The sequence below is a fragment of the Mesorhizobium sp. M6A.T.Cr.TU.017.01.1.1 genome, from assembly GCF_004023115.1.
Taxonomy (GTDB): Bacteria; Pseudomonadota; Alphaproteobacteria; order Rhizobiales; family Rhizobiaceae; genus Mesorhizobium; species Mesorhizobium mediterraneum.
This window is the reverse complement of the sequence record NZ_RZTA01000053.1, coordinates 1-17,090: the sequence shown is the minus strand read 5'-3', so window position 1 is coordinate 17,090 and position 17,090 is coordinate 1. Positions and strand designations below refer to the sequence as shown.

At 63.4% G+C, this 17,090-nt stretch carries 18 protein-coding genes and 1 pseudogene; 6 read left to right on the top strand and 13 right to left on the bottom strand.

The genetic code is table 11. From position 1 onward, the window contains the following. Positions 1 to 12 precede the first annotated feature (12 nt). The 3 genes from EOB36_RS17955 to EOB36_RS17945 all read right to left on the bottom strand — a co-directional run bounded on the left by EOB36_RS17955 (position 13) and on the right by EOB36_RS17945 (position 3,761). A complete protein-coding gene (locus EOB36_RS17955) occupies positions 13 to 837 on the bottom strand; it encodes a DUF1194 domain-containing protein (protein ID WP_281035493.1) in 825 nt (274 codons plus the stop codon). A 200-nt stretch (positions 838 to 1,037) separates the two neighbouring features. Continuing rightward, entirely contained in the window at positions 1,038 to 2,864 is a 1,827-nt protein-coding gene (locus tag EOB36_RS17950) for an ABC transporter ATP-binding protein/permease (RefSeq protein WP_128285370.1), read from the bottom strand. Positions 2,865 to 2,984: 120 nt separating this feature from the next. Continuing rightward, on the bottom strand, positions 2,985 to 3,761 hold the full coding sequence (locus tag EOB36_RS17945) for a methyltransferase domain-containing protein (RefSeq protein WP_126104723.1): 777 nt from the start codon (positions 3,759 to 3,761) through the stop codon (positions 2,985 to 2,987). Between the two features lie 97 nt (positions 3,762 to 3,858). Here EOB36_RS17945 and gloB point away from each other — a divergent pair, with 97 nt between their 5' ends. After that, a complete protein-coding gene (gene gloB / locus EOB36_RS17940) occupies positions 3,859 to 4,626 on the top strand; it encodes a hydroxyacylglutathione hydrolase (RefSeq protein ID WP_095485941.1) in 768 nt (255 codons plus the stop codon). A gap of 23 nt (positions 4,627 to 4,649) precedes the next feature. Then, complete coding sequence (locus tag EOB36_RS17935; protein ID WP_128285369.1) at positions 4,650 to 5,090, top strand: cupin domain-containing protein; 441 nt, start codon at positions 4,650 to 4,652, stop codon at positions 5,088 to 5,090. Here EOB36_RS17935 and EOB36_RS17930 read toward each other — a convergent pair. The 3 genes from EOB36_RS17930 to EOB36_RS17920 are packed head-to-tail and all read right to left on the bottom strand — an operon-like array spanning position 5,065 to position 7,437. Continuing rightward, positions 5,065 to 5,733: a lysoplasmalogenase family protein gene (locus EOB36_RS17930; RefSeq protein ID WP_126107332.1), complete on the bottom strand. Its 669-nt coding sequence runs from the start codon at positions 5,731 to 5,733 to the stop codon at positions 5,065 to 5,067. The genes EOB36_RS17935 and EOB36_RS17930 overlap by 26 nt on opposite strands. Beyond that, positions 5,733 to 6,620: an EamA family transporter gene (locus EOB36_RS17925; protein WP_126104721.1), complete on the bottom strand. Its 888-nt coding sequence runs from the start codon at positions 6,618 to 6,620 to the stop codon at positions 5,733 to 5,735. The genes EOB36_RS17930 and EOB36_RS17925 overlap by 1 nt, the downstream gene beginning before the upstream one ends. Positions 6,621 to 6,648: 28 nt before the next feature. Continuing rightward, positions 6,649 to 7,437 carry a DUF3108 domain-containing protein gene (locus EOB36_RS17920; RefSeq protein ID WP_126104720.1) on the bottom strand — a complete coding sequence of 263 codons (789 nt, stop codon included), beginning with the start codon at positions 7,435 to 7,437 and terminating at the stop codon, positions 6,649 to 6,651. Positions 7,438 to 7,691: 254 nt separating this feature from the next. On the opposite strand from EOB36_RS17920, the gene rpmB reads away from it, so the two are divergent. From rpmB to EOB36_RS17905, 3 genes are all read left to right on the top strand, one after another. Beyond that, positions 7,692 to 7,988 (top strand): 50S ribosomal protein L28, encoded by a 297-nt coding sequence (rpmB, locus tag EOB36_RS17915; RefSeq protein WP_006328411.1) that lies wholly within the window; start codon positions 7,692 to 7,694, stop codon positions 7,986 to 7,988. Positions 7,989 to 8,069: 81 nt separating this feature from the next. Continuing rightward, entirely contained in the window at positions 8,070 to 8,750 is a 681-nt protein-coding gene (locus EOB36_RS17910; RefSeq protein WP_095485934.1) for a queuosine precursor transporter, read from the top strand. Positions 8,751 to 8,753: 3 nt separating this feature from the next. Beyond that, positions 8,754 to 9,455 (top strand): hypothetical protein, encoded by a 702-nt coding sequence (locus EOB36_RS17905; RefSeq protein ID WP_126104719.1) that lies wholly within the window; start codon positions 8,754 to 8,756, stop codon positions 9,453 to 9,455. Between the two features lie 41 nt (positions 9,456 to 9,496). Here the strand turns inward: EOB36_RS17905 and EOB36_RS17900 are convergent, their stop codons facing one another. From EOB36_RS17900 to EOB36_RS17885, 4 genes are all read right to left on the bottom strand, one after another. After that, complete coding sequence (locus EOB36_RS17900; RefSeq protein WP_095485932.1) at positions 9,497 to 10,528, bottom strand: esterase-like activity of phytase family protein; 1,032 nt, start codon at positions 10,526 to 10,528, stop codon at positions 9,497 to 9,499. After that, positions 10,525 to 12,423, bottom strand: a complete 1,899-nt coding sequence (gene cobT, locus EOB36_RS17895; RefSeq protein ID WP_128285368.1) for a cobaltochelatase subunit CobT — start codon at positions 12,421 to 12,423, stop codon at positions 10,525 to 10,527. Before cobT ends, EOB36_RS17900 begins: the two co-directional genes overlap by 4 nt. Positions 12,424 to 12,435: 12 nt before the next feature. Next, entirely contained in the window at positions 12,436 to 13,422 is a 987-nt protein-coding gene (cobS, locus tag EOB36_RS17890) for a cobaltochelatase subunit CobS (protein WP_095485930.1), read from the bottom strand. 123 nt (positions 13,423 to 13,545) lie between these two features. Beyond that, the gene (locus tag EOB36_RS17885) at positions 13,546 to 14,175 is read right to left on the bottom strand and encodes a J domain-containing protein (RefSeq protein ID WP_128242939.1); all 630 of its coding nucleotides are present in this window, start codon (positions 14,173 to 14,175) and stop codon (positions 13,546 to 13,548) included. A gap of 193 nt (positions 14,176 to 14,368) precedes the next feature. Between EOB36_RS17885 and EOB36_RS17880 the strand changes: the two genes are divergently transcribed. Then, positions 14,369 to 14,671: a BolA family protein gene (locus EOB36_RS17880; RefSeq protein WP_128285367.1), complete on the top strand. Its 303-nt coding sequence runs from the start codon at positions 14,369 to 14,371 to the stop codon at positions 14,669 to 14,671. A 3-nt stretch (positions 14,672 to 14,674) separates the two neighbouring features. Here the strand turns inward: EOB36_RS17880 and EOB36_RS17875 are convergent, their stop codons facing one another. The 3 genes and pseudogenes from EOB36_RS17875 to EOB36_RS17865 form a co-directional block, all read right to left on the bottom strand. Then, positions 14,675 to 15,478, bottom strand: a complete 804-nt coding sequence (locus EOB36_RS17875) for an alpha/beta hydrolase (protein ID WP_128285366.1) — start codon at positions 15,476 to 15,478, stop codon at positions 14,675 to 14,677. A gap of 82 nt (positions 15,479 to 15,560) precedes the next feature. Beyond that, positions 15,561 to 16,454: a transporter associated domain-containing protein gene (locus EOB36_RS17870; protein WP_128285365.1), complete on the bottom strand. Its 894-nt coding sequence runs from the start codon at positions 16,452 to 16,454 to the stop codon at positions 15,561 to 15,563. After that, positions 16,451 to 17,090, bottom strand: a pseudogene (locus EOB36_RS17865) (3-dehydroquinate synthase); the annotation flags it as partial. The pseudogene EOB36_RS17865 and the gene EOB36_RS17870, both read right to left, overlap by 4 nt.

Below are 17,090 nucleotides of genomic sequence, written 5' to 3'. Positions count from 1 at the left end.
CCAACCAGAGGCTCATCGGTCAAGTTCCGGAAAATACGGATCGGAGAAAAACCGCCGGCCGCGCTCGCCTTGCAAACAGTCGACCGGTGCTGCCGCGTCGATCCGGATCGTCCCGTGATCGGCCTTGGGATCAGCCCCAGAGTCGGCCCAAGGGTCGGCAACACCGCTTACCTCTAGGACCAGCTTGCGGCGTATGGCGGTCACGAATTCGGAAGCGGCGTAGACCGGCAGCACGAAAGAGCCAGGCCCGCCGGTAACGCACTCGGCATAGTATTGGTCGAGATGGCTGAAGCTGGGCGATGGGCTGATCAGGATCGGCAGGCCGTTGATGACGATGCCGTTTGCCACCGCGGCGTCGCGTGTCGTGGTGACGGGCATGCCGATGTTGTTGGGGCCATCGCCTGAAATGTCGATCACCCTGCGTGTCGCGTCGAAAGCGGTTCCACCGAGAAGCTTCGCGCCAAAGGCGAGCGCACCGGAAATCGAGGTGCCGCGAAAGCTCCTGAACGGGCGGGCCTCGATCTTGTCGGCAAAAGCGCTGGCGCTCTCGGCGTTGTCGATGACCTGCCAGGCAATGAGCGCATCGTCGCGGACGGTGCCTGCCCATTCGAAATAGGCGAGCGCGATGCGGCCCTTCACACCCGAGCGTACCGCCTTGATGAAGTCGGGATGGCGCAGCGCCTCGACATAGCCGGCGCGCTGCAGGGCGAATTCCCTTTCGTCCATCGAGTGCGAAATGTCGACCGCCAGCACCAGTTCGACGTCCACGGCAATGGTATCGGCAGGCGCGGCCAGTGGTGCTGCCTGAGCCCAGGCAAGGCAGGCAAGCAGGCTAATGCATGTCGCCCAAAAGTGCGCAGCGGTTCTGGGGTAACGACATGCATAGAAACAAAGACTTAAAGCGTGTCGCATGAATCTCTTCAACGGGACGCGCTTTAAGCGCGTCAAGCATGAGTTCAACGCCGCAGACCTCCGAGCGATACCGGCAATCTTTCGCTGCGATCACGGCGAAATAAAGCTTGGCTGGGTATGGCCGGCTATGTCTCTTGGTAGGCTGCGGCGACGGCCGGGGGAGGCTCGATCGCGCCGGCCCTGACACGGGCTGGCTTGAGGGCTGGTCGGCCGACATCTCTCACGATCGCCAAAGAGCGCGGAAAGAATTCACTGTTATGTTGGCCACGGCCGATATTGAGGATCGCGGCGTCGGCAAGACGGGCCTCCAGCATCGACAGCACCCGCCTCAGCGTCGCGCCGTCGAACGTGTCCAAAGCCTCGTCGATGATCACCCATTTCGGCTGCCGCAGGACCAGCCGGGCAAAGGCGAGCAGGCGCTGCTCGTCATCGCTCAATTCACGCTCCCAGCGCGCGGAGCGGTCGAGCGAGGAGGACAGACGCTCGAGGCCGACGTCGGCGAGCACCGCCGATATCTCGGCATCGCTGGCCGCGGCATTAGCGTGGTCGAGCACCTCGCGCAGTGTGCCGAGCGGGAAATAGGGCTTGCGGGGAACGAAGGCGGGCACATCTCCGGCCGGCATGCCGATCCGTCCGCTTCCCCACGGCCACAGACCGGCAATCGCGCGAAAGAACAGCGTCTTGCCGGCGCGCGGATCTCCGGTGATCATGACGCGCTCGCCGGCGCGGATTTCGACATGGGCCCCGGCGAGCTTCGTGCATCCATCCCGCGACGCAATCTCAAGGTTCTCGAATGTCAGCCTGCCATTCGGGTTTTCGCCGATCGTGATGCGTTCTTCGGTGTCGTGCAGCACATCCGTTTCAACAAGCGCGATGCGGAAATCGGCGACGCGCATCAGCGTGGCGCGCCAATCGGCGATGCCGCCGATATTGTTGATGAACCAGCGCAACGAGGAATGCACCTGGTTGAAGGCGCCGACAGCCATCATCAGCCCGCCGAAGCTGATATCGCCGGCGAAATAGACCGGCGAGGCGACGAGGATCGGCGCGACGACAGTGATCCAGCCATAGGTGTCGGTCACCCAGGAAAGATTGATCTGGGCGCTGTAGATGCGCCGCATCGCGCCCAGCACCGTGCCGAGGTCGAACTCCAGCCGTCGTCTCGCGTCGGCCTCGCCGTGCGCTAGCTCTATGGCATCGACATTCTCGTTGACGCGGACCACCGAGGAGCGCAGCTCCGCTTCACGCGTATAGCGGTCGCTGTTGAAGCGGATGAGCGGCCGTCCGACCAGCCAGCTCAGCCAGGAGGCGGTGCCGGCATAGAGGATCGCGGCCCACACCATGTAGCCCGGAATGGCCAGCGAATAGCCGCCGATATGGAAAACGAAGCCCGAAGACAGCGACCATAAGACGCCGACGAAGGAAACAAGCAGAATGAACGACTGCAATAGCCCGATGCCGAGACCGGTAGAAAGATCGGAGAGATGCCCGGCATCCTGCTGCAGGCGCTGGTCGGGGTTGACGCCGATGGCACCGGCGTTGGCGAGCCGGAAGGCGCGCGCCGGCCGCATCCATTCGCCGATCAGGTCGAGGGTCAACGCCTCACGCAGCTTCAGCCGGATCATCTGGTCGAGCCAGGTCTGGCCGACATTGAGCACCACAAGCCCGCCGGCGATGGCGGCAAAGATCATAAGCTGGTGTAGGAAACCCTGCATGTCGCGCCGCGCCAGCGCGTCGTAGAAGGGCTCGTTCCAACGATTGAGCAGGACCTGCCCGATCGAGGTTGCCACAATGACGGCGACTATGCCGATGCAGGACCAGTGCAGTTGCTTGCGGATCGGCGAGGTACCCAGCGCCAGCTTGATTGTCGCCAGTTGGTCGCGCAGGCTGCTGGCCTCGATCGACGCGGCAACCGGCTTGGCCCTGGCCTCGACATCCGGATGATCAGCCATTGATGAAGTCCTTGAATTCGAAAAGCGGTGCTGAAACCGGCGAACAAGTCGACTCTATCGGGTAGCGAGCCCGTCCTCGACAGATAGGTGAGAAAAAGCGCGATTCCGATCACGAAAATGTCATCGACGGACTGGCAATGTTATGGTCCCGGCCCGCGCTAACCGGCCGAGCCTTGTGGCGCCGTGCGGGGAGAAAACCGGCACGAAGACGCGGCGAGAGGCGCGCTGGACGACTGGCACGCCCTGATAGAGCCGCTTCTGCGCCTCGACCACGATGACGCCGGAAAAGATCGGCCAGAGCCTGCGGCCGGCGCGTTCCAGCACGTTGTGGAGCTGCATCATGAAGCGTCGCCGCGATGGTGGGAAAAACAGCGCATCGGACCAGGCGGCGGGCGTGAAGTTTGCTTCGCGCAGCAATTCGGTGAGCTGGCCGCGCGAGAAAGGCCGGCCGCTGCCGAACGGCGTATGCTCGAAACGGGCCCAGACACCGCGCCGGTTTGGCACGACGATGACGACGCGGCCGGCGGGCGACAGCACCCGCCAGATTTCGTTCAGCGTCTCGCGCGGGTTCTCGGCATGTTCGAGTGAATGGACGAGCAGCATGCGGTCGATGGAAGCATCGACCAGCGGCAATTCCTCATCGAAGACCAGCGCAGTCGCGGTCGGCCCCGTGGCCGGCCAGACCACCGCGCCTTGCGTCGCCGGCATGAAGGCAAAGACACGCTCCGCATCGGTGCCGAATCGCTCCAGCCACGGCAAGGTGTAGCCAAGGCCAACCAGCCGCTCATTGGGCACTACAGCCCATATCGAAGACAACGCCATGGTGATCGAGCGTTCGGCCAATTGCCCGAGCGTGGTCGAATAGAAAGAGCGGAGATCGACGATATCGGAATGCATGCGCGGGACGGTATCTTCGATGCAGTCCAAGTTCAACAAAGGCGGATGACATCCGCGGGCAAGCGCCCTATGTCTGCGGCGATAAAGGAGAGATGCGATGCCGGTCGAAATCGAACAGTTCATGTGCCGCAGCGACAATTTCGGTGTGCTGGTGCACGACCCCAAAAGCGGCCAGACCGCGATTATCGACGCGCCGGAGGAGGCGCCGATCCTGGCTGCGATCGAGCGTACCGGCTGGACGCCGACGATGATCCTGACCACCCATCACCATGTCGACCATGTCGAAGCCAATCTGGCGCTGAAGGAACGTTTCAAGCTGCGCATCGTCGGGCCGGAGGCGGAAAAGGCCAAGATCCCCGGCATCGACGAAACCGTGGAGCAAGGCTCGGTCATCCACCTCGGCGAGGAGAGGATCGACGTGATCGCCACGCCCGGCCACACGGCGGGCCATGTCTCCTATCATCTGCCGGCGTCGAAAGTGGCGTTCACCGCCGACACGCTGTTCGCGCTCGGCTGCGGCCGACTGTTCGAATGCAAGCCGCCGGTGATGTACGATTCGTTGAAGAAGCTCGCGGCACTTCCGGCCGAGACGGTCGTCTATTGCGGCCATGAATACACGCTTTCCAACGCCCGCTTCGCGCTGACCGTCGACCCGACCAATTCGGCACTGAAGGAACGCGCCGCGAAAATCGAGGCGCTGCGCGCCGATGGCAAGCCGACGCTGCCAACCACGATCGGCGAGGAACTGTCGACCAATCCGTTCCTGCGCTGGCATGATCCGGCAATCCGCAAGCATCTCGGCATGGAGAAAGCATCCGACGTCGAAGTGTTCGCCGAGATACGCAAGCGCAAGGATAATTTCTGAGCGCCATTGATGGTCTGGAAACCGTGACCACCTCCGCCGAAATCATCGCAACGCTCGGCCTGAAACCGCATCCGGAAGGCGGCTGGTATGCCGAGACCTTCCGCGATGGCGTGGAGGGTGCGCGCGGCCATTCGACCGCGATTTATTTCCTGCTGGAGCAAGAGCAACTGTCGGCCTGGCACCGCGTCAAGGATGCGGCCGAGGTCTGGCACTTCTATGCCGGCGCCGCGCTGGCGCTGTCGATGCATGAGGAAGACGGCCCGGTGGTCGAGCAGGTGCTCGGCACGGCACTGGCGGCGGGCGAGCGGCCGCAGATCGTCGTGCCGGCAGGCTGGTGGCAGTCGGCACATAGCCTGGGCGAATGGACGCTGGTCGGCTGCACCGTGGCGCCGGGCTTCGATTTCGCGGCCTTCGAGCTGGCCGCACCAGGCTGGAGTCCTAACCCAGCAGGAAACCCATCGTGATCCCCAGTTGGGCGGCGTAATATAGCGCCCAGACCGCGTAGCGCATCCAGGCGCGGTGCGGCGAGATGGCGGACAGCAGGAACTTTTCCGAGGCGAGCAGCCCGTCGGACGCCATGAACAGCACGGCGCCGCCGATAACCCAGACATTGCTCAGGGTGAGTGCTGAAATCCCCATAGCAAGGATTGCCGCGATATAGACGCTGACGGGAAGGCGCAAGGCGGGACCGACGCGGCGCCAGAGCGCAAAAAGCATGGCGAGCGCGAAGACGATCATTGCCACGGCAATCGCCGCACGCCACGGCTCGGCCGAGAGCAGGCCGATCCCACCGCCGGAACGCAGGAACAGCGCGATGTAAAGCCCATGCGCAACGAGAAAACTGGCCAACCCGCCGAGAAAAGCCTTTTCAGCGTCGCGCGACAGGAATGCATCGCCGGTGGCGCTGAGCGCCAGCGCCGCGACGAGCAGCCAGGGACCGCCCTGCAGCGATGCCAGCACGGCAAGCATCGCCACGGCCAGCGTCTTTGCCGCCGAGCGCGCCAGCGTTGGTGACATGTCGATGGTGAAGGCGTAGATCACGGCCGCCACCAGCGAAAACAGCAGCGTCGCATTGGCGTTGGCGTCGATGCCGCCGGGAAACGGCATCACGCCCCGGCCTCGCTCGTTGTCTGCTTGCGTAAGAACAGCGATTTCGCCGCAAGGGCTGCCCCGCCGGTGATCAGCACGCAGGCAGCGAGGATGCGCAAGGACGGCTCGGCGAAACCGGCTGATATCAGCACCAGCGTCGACAGCAGCGGCGCGGCATAGCTCGCCGCGCCCAGCACCTGGATGTTGCCGCGCTTGACGCCGATATCCCAGGCGTAGAAGGCCGCGCCCACCGGCATCAGCCCGAGGCCGAGCACGGCCAGCCACTGGCCGGCGCCGACGGGCAGCACCGTCTCTTCCAGCATGAGATGGCAGATAAGCGAAAGCGCGGCCGTAGCCGCACAGAACCAGGTGACGATGCTTGTAGGCACCGACGGGAAGCGCCGCGACAACAGCGAATAGGACGACCACAGCACGGCGCAGATGCCGGCCATCGCATAGCCGAAGGCATAATGTGCGTCGAAGGCAAGCCCGCCGCCCTTGGTGACGATCAGGAAAGTGCCGGCAAGGCCGAGCAGCGCGCCGACGACATGGTTCCAGGCCAGCCGCTCGCCCGGCATCAGCGCCGACCCGAGCACAATCAGCAGCGGCCATAGATAGGCGATGAGGCTCGCCTCCACCGCCGGCGCGTTGCGCAGCGCGGTGAAGTAGAAGAAATGATAGCCGAACAGGCCGGCAATGCCGATCATCCACACTCGGCGCGGTATCTTCTCGCTCCTGTCGGCGGCCGGCATGAACAGCCGCGCGACGAGCCCGACGCCGGTGCCGATCGTGAAGGTGATCGCCGAGAGCAGGAACGGCGGCACCGCGCCGGAAGCGTCCGTAAGCAGCGCCAGCAGCGCCCACATGGCGACCGCCGAGAAGCCGATCAGTGTTGCGCGCCCCATGTCCGTCTCCGGCGGCGCGCGATCGCGCCTATTCTGTTGCTTCGAACCGCTCCGCGCTGACGGTGAGAGTGCCGATTTTCGTCGTGACCGTGGCGTGGATCGGCGCATATACGCCGGTTTGGCCAAGCGGCGCAAACGTCACCATGATGCGGCTGCGCTTCTTCAAGTAATTCAATGCCTTGCGGTTCTTGCGATAACCCGCCACCGGCTCAAAACCCATCCTGCAAGTGACGGTATCGCCCTTGTAGCCGCGCACCGAGGTCGAGCCCTTCGAATCGTAGGTCAGCGTCAGATTGGCGCGCATCTCGCCGTCGTAGAGTTTCACCGTGCGCCCGCAGACCTCGTCGAGACTATCGGCATGGATCACGGTGGCGGCCATCGGATCGAGCACCGACGCGAGATCGCCGGCGCCCAGCGGTATCCAATTCTTCGGATTGCGCTTCTTCGGCGCCGGCACGACCTTTGTCGCGGTAACAGTGCCATTGGCGAACTGGATATCGATCATCGACGCCTTCTCGCCCGACTTGTAGTCGGCGCGGAACGCCTGCGGCTGCAATCGCTTGCCCAAAATCTTGCCCTTTGATGAGATCGTGCCACGCGTGTCGTCGAACATTGTGGCGAGGCCGGCGCTGGAGACGCTGCCATCGATCGAATAGGTGTCGCCTTGGTAACTGCTGGAAAAGGTTGCCTTCGCCACAGAGAGGCCGAGGATCGACACCGTATACTCGCCCTTGAAGGATTGCGGCGTGGCGGCAGACGTTGCCGTCGGCAGCGCCACGGCAAGCGAGGCAAGGAGAGCATGAGACGAACGAAGCATGGCGGGATCGGTCCTCGATTTTTGACCGGAGATGGCAACTCCGGCCTGGCATGTCCCTGTGCGACCGCTTATAGGCTGAATTCCGGCCTTTATGTGAAAGGCGCCGTCACACCATGCGCAAGCCGGAGCTTGACGCATCGGCGAAATGCAACTAAGGAACGCCAACTTTTCCATAAGGCCGCCTGACCGAAACCGCGCGCCACCCGGCGCGGGCTCAAAGGTTTGGCCAGACCGAGAACTGAAGGTTTAGAACCATGTCCCGCACCTGCGAACTCACTGCCAAGGCAGTCATGTCCGGCAACAATGTGAGCCACGCCAACAATAAGACCAAGCGTCGCTTCCTGCCGAATCTCGTCAATGTGACGCTGATCTCGGAAGCGCTGAACCAGAATGTGCGCCTGCGCATTTCCGCCAACGCGCTGCGTTCGGTCGAGCATCGCGGCGGCCTTGATGCGTTCCTGGCCAAGGCCGACGCCAAGGAGTTGTCGCAGCGCGCCCGCCTGCTGAAGAAGCAGATCGCCAAGAAGCTGGCCGAACAGCCGGCCGCTTAATTTTTCAAGCGGCTGCCTTCCAAGGAGTGTCGTCCGAACTCGGCATGACACCCCGCTGGTTCCATTACCCAGGATAAAAAAATGAGTTTCTTCTCCCGATATCTACCCTTTGTTGCGGCCATGGCGCTTGTCGTCGTGGCGTCGAACATCCTCGTGCAGTTCCCGGTGCAAGGTGCGATCGGCGGCCTGTCGCTGGCCGACATTCTGACCTGGGGCGCCTTCACCTACCCCTTCTCGTTCCTGGTCACCGACCTTGCCAATCGCCGCTACGGCCCGGCCGTGGCGCGCCGGATCGTCTTTGTCGGCTTCATGGCGGCGGTGATCTGCTCGATCCTCATCCCGCCCTTGCTGTTCCACCACGGTCTGATCGAATTCGAGACGGCCGCCGACCGGCTGGTGCGCATTGCGGCGGCTTCCGGCGCCGCGTTCCTGATCGCGCAATTGCTCGACGTGACCGTATTCAACCGGCTGCGCCGGCAGAGCTGGTGGCGCGCGCCGATCGTCGGCACGCTGGTCGGCTCGGTGTTCGACACCGCCGTGTTCTTCACCGTCGCCTTTTCGGCGGCCTTCGCCTTCGCTGGCCCGAACGATGGCTTTGCGCTCGAAACCGCGCCGCTGATGGGCGTGCTGCCGGTCGAGACCATGCGCTGGGTGTCATGGGCGCTCGGCGACCTCGGCGTGAAGCTGATCATCGCCGTGGTGGCGCTGATCCCCTATCGGCTGCTTGCCGCCCGCTGGAGCCAGCCGGCACTGGCGGCATAGGCAGTGATCCCATGGGTCCAGCTCGACACTGCAAAAACGCCTGACGGCGGCCAGGAGCTTCGCCTGAAACGGCGCGGCGCCGAGTTCTCGATCATGCTTGGCTCGAACGAGCTGATGAACAGCCGCCTCAGCGGCTCCGAGGAAGCGCTGGCCAGCCTGACTTGCCAAAGGATTGCCGGCCGTAGCCAGCCGAAAATCCTGATCGGCGGGCTGGGCATGGGCTTCACGCTGCGCGCTGCCCTTGCCGAGCTTGGCGCCGATGCCGGTATCGTTGTTGCCGAGTTGGTGCCCGCCGTCGTGGCGTGGGCGCGCGGCCCGATGGCCTCGGTGTTCGGCGGCTGTCTCGACGATCCGCGTGTGATTGTTCGCGAAGCGGATGTCGGGCAGCTCATGCGATCGGAAGCCTCTGCCTGGGATGCCATTCTGCTCGACGTCGACAACGGGCCGGAAGGAATCGTCCACAAGGCCAACGATGCTCTTTACAGTCTAGCCGGGTTGAACAGCGCGAGAGCAGCGCTCAAGCCCGGCGGCGTGCTGGCGGTCTGGTCGCAGGGACCCGACAGCGGTTTTACCCGCAGGCTCAAGCAGGCAGGCTTCGCGGTCGAGGAAGTCAAGGTCCGCGCCAACGGCAAGCGTGGCGCGCGCCACGTCGTCTGGGTCGCGATCAACGGACTCCGGCCTGCGGCAGCCAGCGCGAAGCTTTAGACTTCTTTTCGGCTTATCGGCCATCCCTCGCCGACCGCCTCTCAATCCTCGTGCAGGACGAATTCCAGGTAGAGGTTGCGTTGCAGCATCGAGTGGTTGTCGTCCGAGATCAGCGACACCATCAGCGCGCCATCGTCGCGGGTCCAGACGTCGAGCCCTTCCATATTGTCGATCTGGTAGGCCATGTCGGCTTCCATCAGCACCGGCCCGTCGGCGACGGCGCCCTTCTCGACGCTTTCACCATAGATGCGCCTCAGCCGCATCTTGACGCCGCCGGCCATCGAGAAGCTGCGCTCCAAAAGCAGAAGGTCGCCGTCCGGCAGGAACGCACCGTCGGTGATGTCGAATTCACCGTTGCGCTTGACGGTGAAGACGCCCTTGTGCGGCCCTTCGATGACAGCCGCATAGATGTTGCCTGATTTGTCGAGGCTCTTTTCCGACACCACGACCAGCCCGCCCTCGTGCTGCCCGTGAGGATTGGCATGGGTGCCTGTCTCAAAGCCGCGATTCCGACGAAGCTCCCAGGCCGGAATCAGGAAGTCCAGTTGCTTCAACGGCGCCTTCATATCGTGCGGATCGAATTTGAACTGGGCGACACGGTGGTTGCGCTCGAAGCCGACCGTGGCAATGCCGTCCTTGACCGCAAGGCCTTCGGCGTCGACCTCCCATTTCTCGTCGATCGGCTGGCCTGATGCGTCGATCATCTGCTGCATGCGGAAATTCTGGATGCCCGACGGGCGCTTGTCGGCATCATGAGTGACCGTGCCGAAGAACCAGAAACCGGTGTCGGCGACGCCGATGAAATCACTGCCGGGCTTGAGGAAGCGAAACGCCGACAGCGCGCCGAAATCGCGTGACGGCGAAGTCATTTCCAGCCCGCCGACGAATTCGAGCGGACCGAACCGCTTTTCGTCACGGCCGATGTGAAACCGGGTTATCGGCCGTGCCGAGATTTCGATCGGCTCGACCGAAACAGGGCCGACTGCGATGGAAGGCGACAAGGCGATGCCGGCAAAGAACAGCGCTGTGGCGGCGAAAAGCGTCTGCCGAAAGCCGCCCCGCAAAAAAATCATCCGGCACGCCGCATGCCGCCGCGTCGCGTGTCCCGCGCGCTTTCCTCGCCAAACAGCGAAGCGAGCTGCTCGGTCATGGCGCCGGCCAGTTCCTCGGCGTCGACGATGGTGACGGCGCGCCTGTAATAGCGGGTGACGTCGTGGCCGATGCCGATGGCCAAGAGCTCGACCGGCGAGCGCGTCTCGATCAGTTCGATGACGGCGCGCAGATGCCGTTCGAGATAGTTGCCCGGATTGACCGACAGTGTCGAATCGTCAACCGGCGCGCCGTCCGAGATCATCATCAGGATCTTGCGCTGCTCAGGCCGGGCGATCAGGCGGTTATGCGCCCACAGCAACGCCTCGCCGTCGATGTTTTCCTTAAGCAGGCCCTCGCGCATCATCAGGCCCAGATTGCGGCGTGCCCGCCGCCACGGATGGTCGGCGGATTTGTAGATGATGTGGCGCAAATCGTTGAGCCGCCCGGGATTCGGCGGCTTGCCTTCCTTCAGCCATTTCTCGCGTGCCTGACCGCCCTTCCAGGCGCGGGTGGTGAAGCCGAGGATCTCGACCGAGACGCCGCAGCGCTCCAGCGTCCGCGCCAGAATGTCGGCGCAGGTGGCGGCGACCGTGATCGGCCGGCCGCGCATCGAGCCCGAATTGTCGAGCACCAGCGTCACCACCGTGTCGCGGAATTTGGTGTCCCGTTCCTGCTTGAAGGACAGCGGCTGCATCGGATCGATGACGACGCGTACCAGCCGCGCCGGATCGAGATAACCCTCTTCGAGATCGAAATCCCAGGACCGGTTCTGCTGCGCCATCAGGCGGCGCTGCAGCCGGTTGGCCAGCCGGCCGACAACGCCCGACAGGTTGGCGAGCTGCTTGTCGAGGAAGGCGCGCAGCCGATCCAGCTCCTCTTCCTCGCACAAATCTTCCGCACCCACCGTCTCGTCGAAGGCGGTGGTGAAGACCTTGTAGTCAATCTCCTTCGACAGATTGGCGAAGGGATTGTCGTTGCGGCGCGCCTCGCCGGGCGTCTCGGCATCGGCGTCGTCATCGTCGGACAGATCGTCGGCGGTGGCATCGGATGCCTCCGTCTCGGCCGACTGCTCGTCGTCGGACGACGCCTCGGTGTCGTCGGACTGCGACTGCTCGGAGCCGGAATCGTCCTCGCCGCCCTCCTCGCTCTGCTCCTCGCCTTGCGGCTGGTTGTCGTCATTGTCCTCGGAGTCTTCGGTCTCCTGGTCGTCGCCGAGCTCCTCGGCCATTTCCATGGAAGCCAGCATCTCGCGCACGACACGGGCGAAGGCCTGCTGGTCGTCGAGCTTTGCCGACAGCCCGTCGAGATCGGCACTGGCCTTCTCCTCGACCCACGGGCGCCAGAGGTCGACCAGCCGCTCGCCGCTCTTCGGGACAGTGCGGCCGGTCAGCTTTTCGCGCACCATCAGGGCCAACGCCTCCTCGATCGGAGCATCCGCCTTGTCCTTGACGTCGATGAGGTTGGCTTTGGCGTATTTGTCCTCGAGCATCGAGCCGATATTGTCGGCCACACCTTGCATGGCGCGGGAGCCGATCGCCTCGACGCGGGCCTGCTCGACCGCATCGTAGATGGCGCGGGCCTGCTTGCCTTCCGGCGCCAGCCTGGTGTGGATGCGCGCGTCGTGGCAGGCGCGCTTCAGCGCCATGGAATCGCCGAGACCGCGGGTGATGGCGATATCGGCCTTCGACGCCTTCTTCGGCAGTTCAGGCAGACGGGCGCGGCTGCCGGCGAGCGCCGGCCGGTCCTTGGCGAAACCGACCTCGAGTTCTTTGTCGCCGGCAATCGCGCGCATGCAGACGGTGACGGCACGCTTGAAGCTGTCGGCTTCAGACCCCGTCTTCGACTTGTTGCGCGTGTTGTCGCCCGGACCCGCCATCGAGAACTCTGTTTAGCCCAGCACCACATTGGCCGCCGATTCCGGCAGATCTTCGCCGAAGGCACGCTGGTAGAACTCGGCCACGAGCGAGCGTTCCAGCTCGTCGCACTTGTTGAGGAAGGTCAGCCGGAACGCCATGCCGATATCACCGAATATCTCGGCATTCTCGGCCCAGGTGATGACCGTGCGCGGGCTCATGACAGTCGAAAGATCGCCGTTGATGAAGGCCGAACGCGTCATGTCGGCGACGCGCACCATCTTGTTGACGATCTCCTTACCCTTGCCGTCGCGGTAGTGCTTGGCCTTGGCCAGCACGATGTTCACCTCATTGTCGTGCGGCAGATAGTTCAGCGTGGTGACGATCGACCAACGGTCCATCTGCGCCTGGTTGATCTGCTGGGTGCCGTGATAAAGGCCGGTGGTATCGCCGAGGCCGACCGTGTTGGCGGTGGAAAACAGCCGGAACGCCGGATGCGGGCGGATAACCCGGCTCTGGTCGAGCAGCGTCAGCCGGCCGGACGATTCCAGCACGCGCTGGATGACGAACATCACGTCCGGACGGCCGGCATCATACTCGTCGAAGCACAGCGCCACATTGTGCTGGTAGGCCCAGGGCAGGATGCCGTCGCGAAACTCGGTGATCTGCAGCCCGTCCTTGACGACGATCGCATCCTTGCCGACGAGATCGATACGGCTGACATGGCTGTCGAGATTGACGCGCACGCACGGCCAGTTGAGACGGGCGGCGACCTGCTCGATATGCGTCGATTTGCCGGTGCCGTGATAGCCCGACACCATGACGCGGCGGTTGTAGGCGAAGCCGGCGAGGATCGCCATCGTCGTGTTCTTGTCGAACAGATAGTCCGGATCGATGTCGGGCACATGCTCGCTCGTCACCGAGTAGGCCGGCACCACCATCTTGGACTCGAAGCCAAATTTCTCCTTCACCGACACCGTGGTGTCGGGCAGGTTGGCGATGTCGCGATCGACCTTGTTCATCACTATCAACGTCTCCACGGGCGAAACGCCTGATTTCGCCGGCAATCTATTTTGTCCGGGGGCGGTCTTAGAGCCTTTTCCAACCTTATGAAAGTTGGAAAACGACACGAACCGTAAGGTCGCTCAGCACAATCCTGCCTGCTTGAGCACGCGATACGCCTGGAGCACATCGCGGAACCGGTCTTCCGAACCTCTGTCGCCGCCATTCGCATCCGGATGGTGGCGTTTCACCAGTTCCTTATAGCGCGCCTTGATATCCTTGCCAGTCGCCTTTGTATCAAGGCCAAGCGTTTCCAGCGCCTTGGCCTCAAGCGGCTTGGCCTTGCGCTCGCGCACCTCGCGCGGATCCTTCGGACCTTTGAACAGGTCGAACGGATCGCGCATGCGGTTGTAGTAGCCGGCGCGGCCGGAACGCTGCTGGGCGAAATCCGGCGAGGAGCGCGTCGAGGCGCCGTTGACGCCCATCTTCCATGTCGGCCGGTGGCCGGTCATCGCTTCCTTCTGGAAGCGGGCGATCTCGGTGTCGGGGACGCCGGAGAAATAATTGAAGCCCTTGTTGTACTCACGCACATGATCGAAGCAGAACTGAAAATATTCGCCCTCTTTCATGCGTCCGACCGGCGCGCGATGGGTGCCGGCCTCCTTGCAACCATCCCACTGGCAAATCGGCGAGCGCGACTTCAGCTCCGCATCCTTCTCCGGGCGGATGCGAATTTTCTCGAAATATTTGGGGTACGCTTTCATCTCACCCATTTATGGGCTGTTCGCCGTTGCGAAACAAGAATTGACATTTTCGCGATGATCGCCCTAACCGCTGAATCGCGGCATAAAGCGGGCGATCGGCGAATTTTGTCGCGGCGGCGGCATAGCGCGTCCTCCTGGACGCGCAAAGAGCACCGATTTTCGGGGGTCATACGCCAGCCATATGTGGTGAAGGGAAATACGAATGTCCATACAGTCAACGATGGAAGGCAAGTTGAAGAAGGCGTTCTCGCCGGAGCGGCTGATCATCATCAATGAAAGCCATCTCCATGCCGGCCATCACCATCAGGACTCCGACCATCACGGCACCTATGACGGCACAGGCGAGACGCATTTCCGCGTTCGCATCGTCTCCTCGACCTTTGCCGGCATGAGCCGCATCGAACGCCACCGCGCGGTCAACGAATTGCTGGCCGACGAGCTGAGGGCCGGTGTTCATGCGCTGGCGATCGAGCCGGCCGCGCCGGACGAAAAGACCAGGTGGTAGGCATCAGCCGAGCGCTGCCTTCAGGAAAATCATCACCGCACGGGTCAAGGCGTCGCCCTCGTCGCCGAAATCGCGATTGATCGACATGTGCGAATAGGCGCTGCCGTCGAACAAAATGACTTCCGTTCCGGTTGCCCGCAGGCGCTCGGCGAAGGCCTGTGAGGCTGCCGCACGACCCGATGCGCGCGAATAGGCGATGAAGGCCGGCGGATGCTTGCGGCTCCCGGCATGGAAGGCTGGCGACAGCGCGCGCCACTGCGCCGGATCGGGAAAGGCCCTGGCATAGGCCCGCGTCATGCCGCCGCTCCTCGCAAGTGCTTCCAAATCATAGGCTCTGGTATCGTTCAGTACCAGCGCCGCAACGCCGGGCAGACCGCCGCGCAGCCCGGTCAACGCAGCGAGATGGCAGCCGGCCGAATGGCCCATGACCGCTATCCGGTTCGGATCGCCGCCGTGTCTGGCGATGTTGGCGCGCACGTAGCGATATGCCTGCTCGACATCGTCGGCCTGGGTGGCGACATCGGCCTTAGGCAGCATCCGATAGTCGATGGAGACGAAGCAGAAGCCATTGTCGAGCAGGAAGTCCGGCTTAACGTTGACGTTGGTGCGGTTGCCGGCCCGCCAGGCACCGCCATGGATAAAAATGACCACAGGCAAGCCGGTTGCGCCATCGCGCGAGTAGATGTCGAGCTTGGCCGGTCCGTAGTCGAACGTTTGCGGAGACGGCGAGCGCCGGCGCGATGACGCTGAAGCGCTGGCAGGCAGCAAAGCCATTGACATCAAAAGCAGGGTTCGCCGATCGATCACCGTCATCTCCAGACAGCCCAGTCGAAAGTGCACGCCGGCGCGGCGAGCGTCCAGTCAAGGATTGGTTAGCCGGGACAAGAAGCTAAATGTCGCCGGCCGGCCTGATCCTCAGCCTTGCGATCCGGTTCTTGTCGCGCTTCATGACGACGAAGCGCTTGCCGTGAAAGGTGAAAGCCTGCTTCTCGTCCGGGATCAATTGCGTCTCGTGGATGACGAGACCGGCAATGGTGGTGGCTTCCTCGTCCGGCAAGTCCCAGTCGAGCGCCCGGTTCAGGTCGCGGATCGGCACGGTGCCGTCGACGACGACGGAGCCGTCGGCTTCCTGCTTGACGCCCTGAATGTCGATATCGTGCTCGTCGGCGATCTCGCCGACGATCTCCTCGATGATATCCTCCAGCGTCACCAGCCCCTCGACCTCGCCATACTCGTCGACGACGATGGCGAAATGCGCCTTGCGACGCAGGAAGGCGTTGAGCTGTTCCTGCAGCGTCGTGGTGTCGGGCACGAACCACGGTTTTGTCGCGATCTTCATCACGTCGATCTGGGAAAAGTCGTTGCCGACATCGTTCAGCGCGCGCAGCAGGTCCTTGGCATGCAGCACGCCGACGATGTTGTCGAGTGAGCCCTTCCACAAGGGCATGCGGGTATGCGGGCTCTGCAGGATCTCGCGCACCACCGCTTCCGGCGGATTGTCGGCGTTGACCGAGCGCATGTTGGTGCGGTGGACCATGACATCGGACACTTCGAGCTCGTCGAGATCGGACAGGCGGCCGATGCGGGCGCGCTCCTCGCGCATCGCCTGGCCGTTGCGCCGAACATCATCGACGGCGCCGCGCGATTCATCATGGTTCGAATGCTGCGGCTCGATGCGCTGCAGTTCATAGCCGAAGGCGGCGAGCAGGCGCGCGCGAAAGGCGAAAGCCAGCAGGCCGAGCCCGGCTAGGACAGCAGCGACAATCCAGCCGGTCTCGTTCATCCCGGGCGGCTTTTCTGCTGACCCGGGCGGCTTTGCTGACCCGGGCGGCTTTGCTGACCCGGATGGTTCTCCCTTAGAAACGACAGCACCTCCGATGCCGGCACGTCCCTGGCGATGAACGCCTGGCCGATGCCGCGCGTCAGGATGAAGGTCAGCGCGCCGCGCGACACCTTCTTGTCCTGGGTGATGAAGGCAAGCAGCGCCTCGGCATCAGGCAATTCGCCCGGAATATCGGCCATGCGCCAAGGCAGGCCGACGGCGCGAAGATGCGTCTCGACGCGCGCCGCATCGTCGGGACTTGCCAGATTGAGGCGTGACGAAAAGCGACAAGCCAGCGCCATGCCGATGGCGACCCCCTCACCGTGGACGAGACGGGCGCTGTCATAGCGGGTGGCGGCCTCCAGCGCGTGACCGAACGTGTGGCCGAGATTGAGCAACGCGCGGTCGCCGGTCTCGAACTCGTCGCGGGCGACGACATCGGCCTTGGCGCGGCAGGCTTCGGCGATGGCTTCGGCCCGCTCCGGGCCGCCGGCAAACACTTTGCCCCAGTTTTCCTCCAGCCAGGCGAAGAAGCCAGGGCGATCGATGAGCCCGTATTTGGCGAGTTCGGCATAACCGGCCCTAAATTCCCGGATC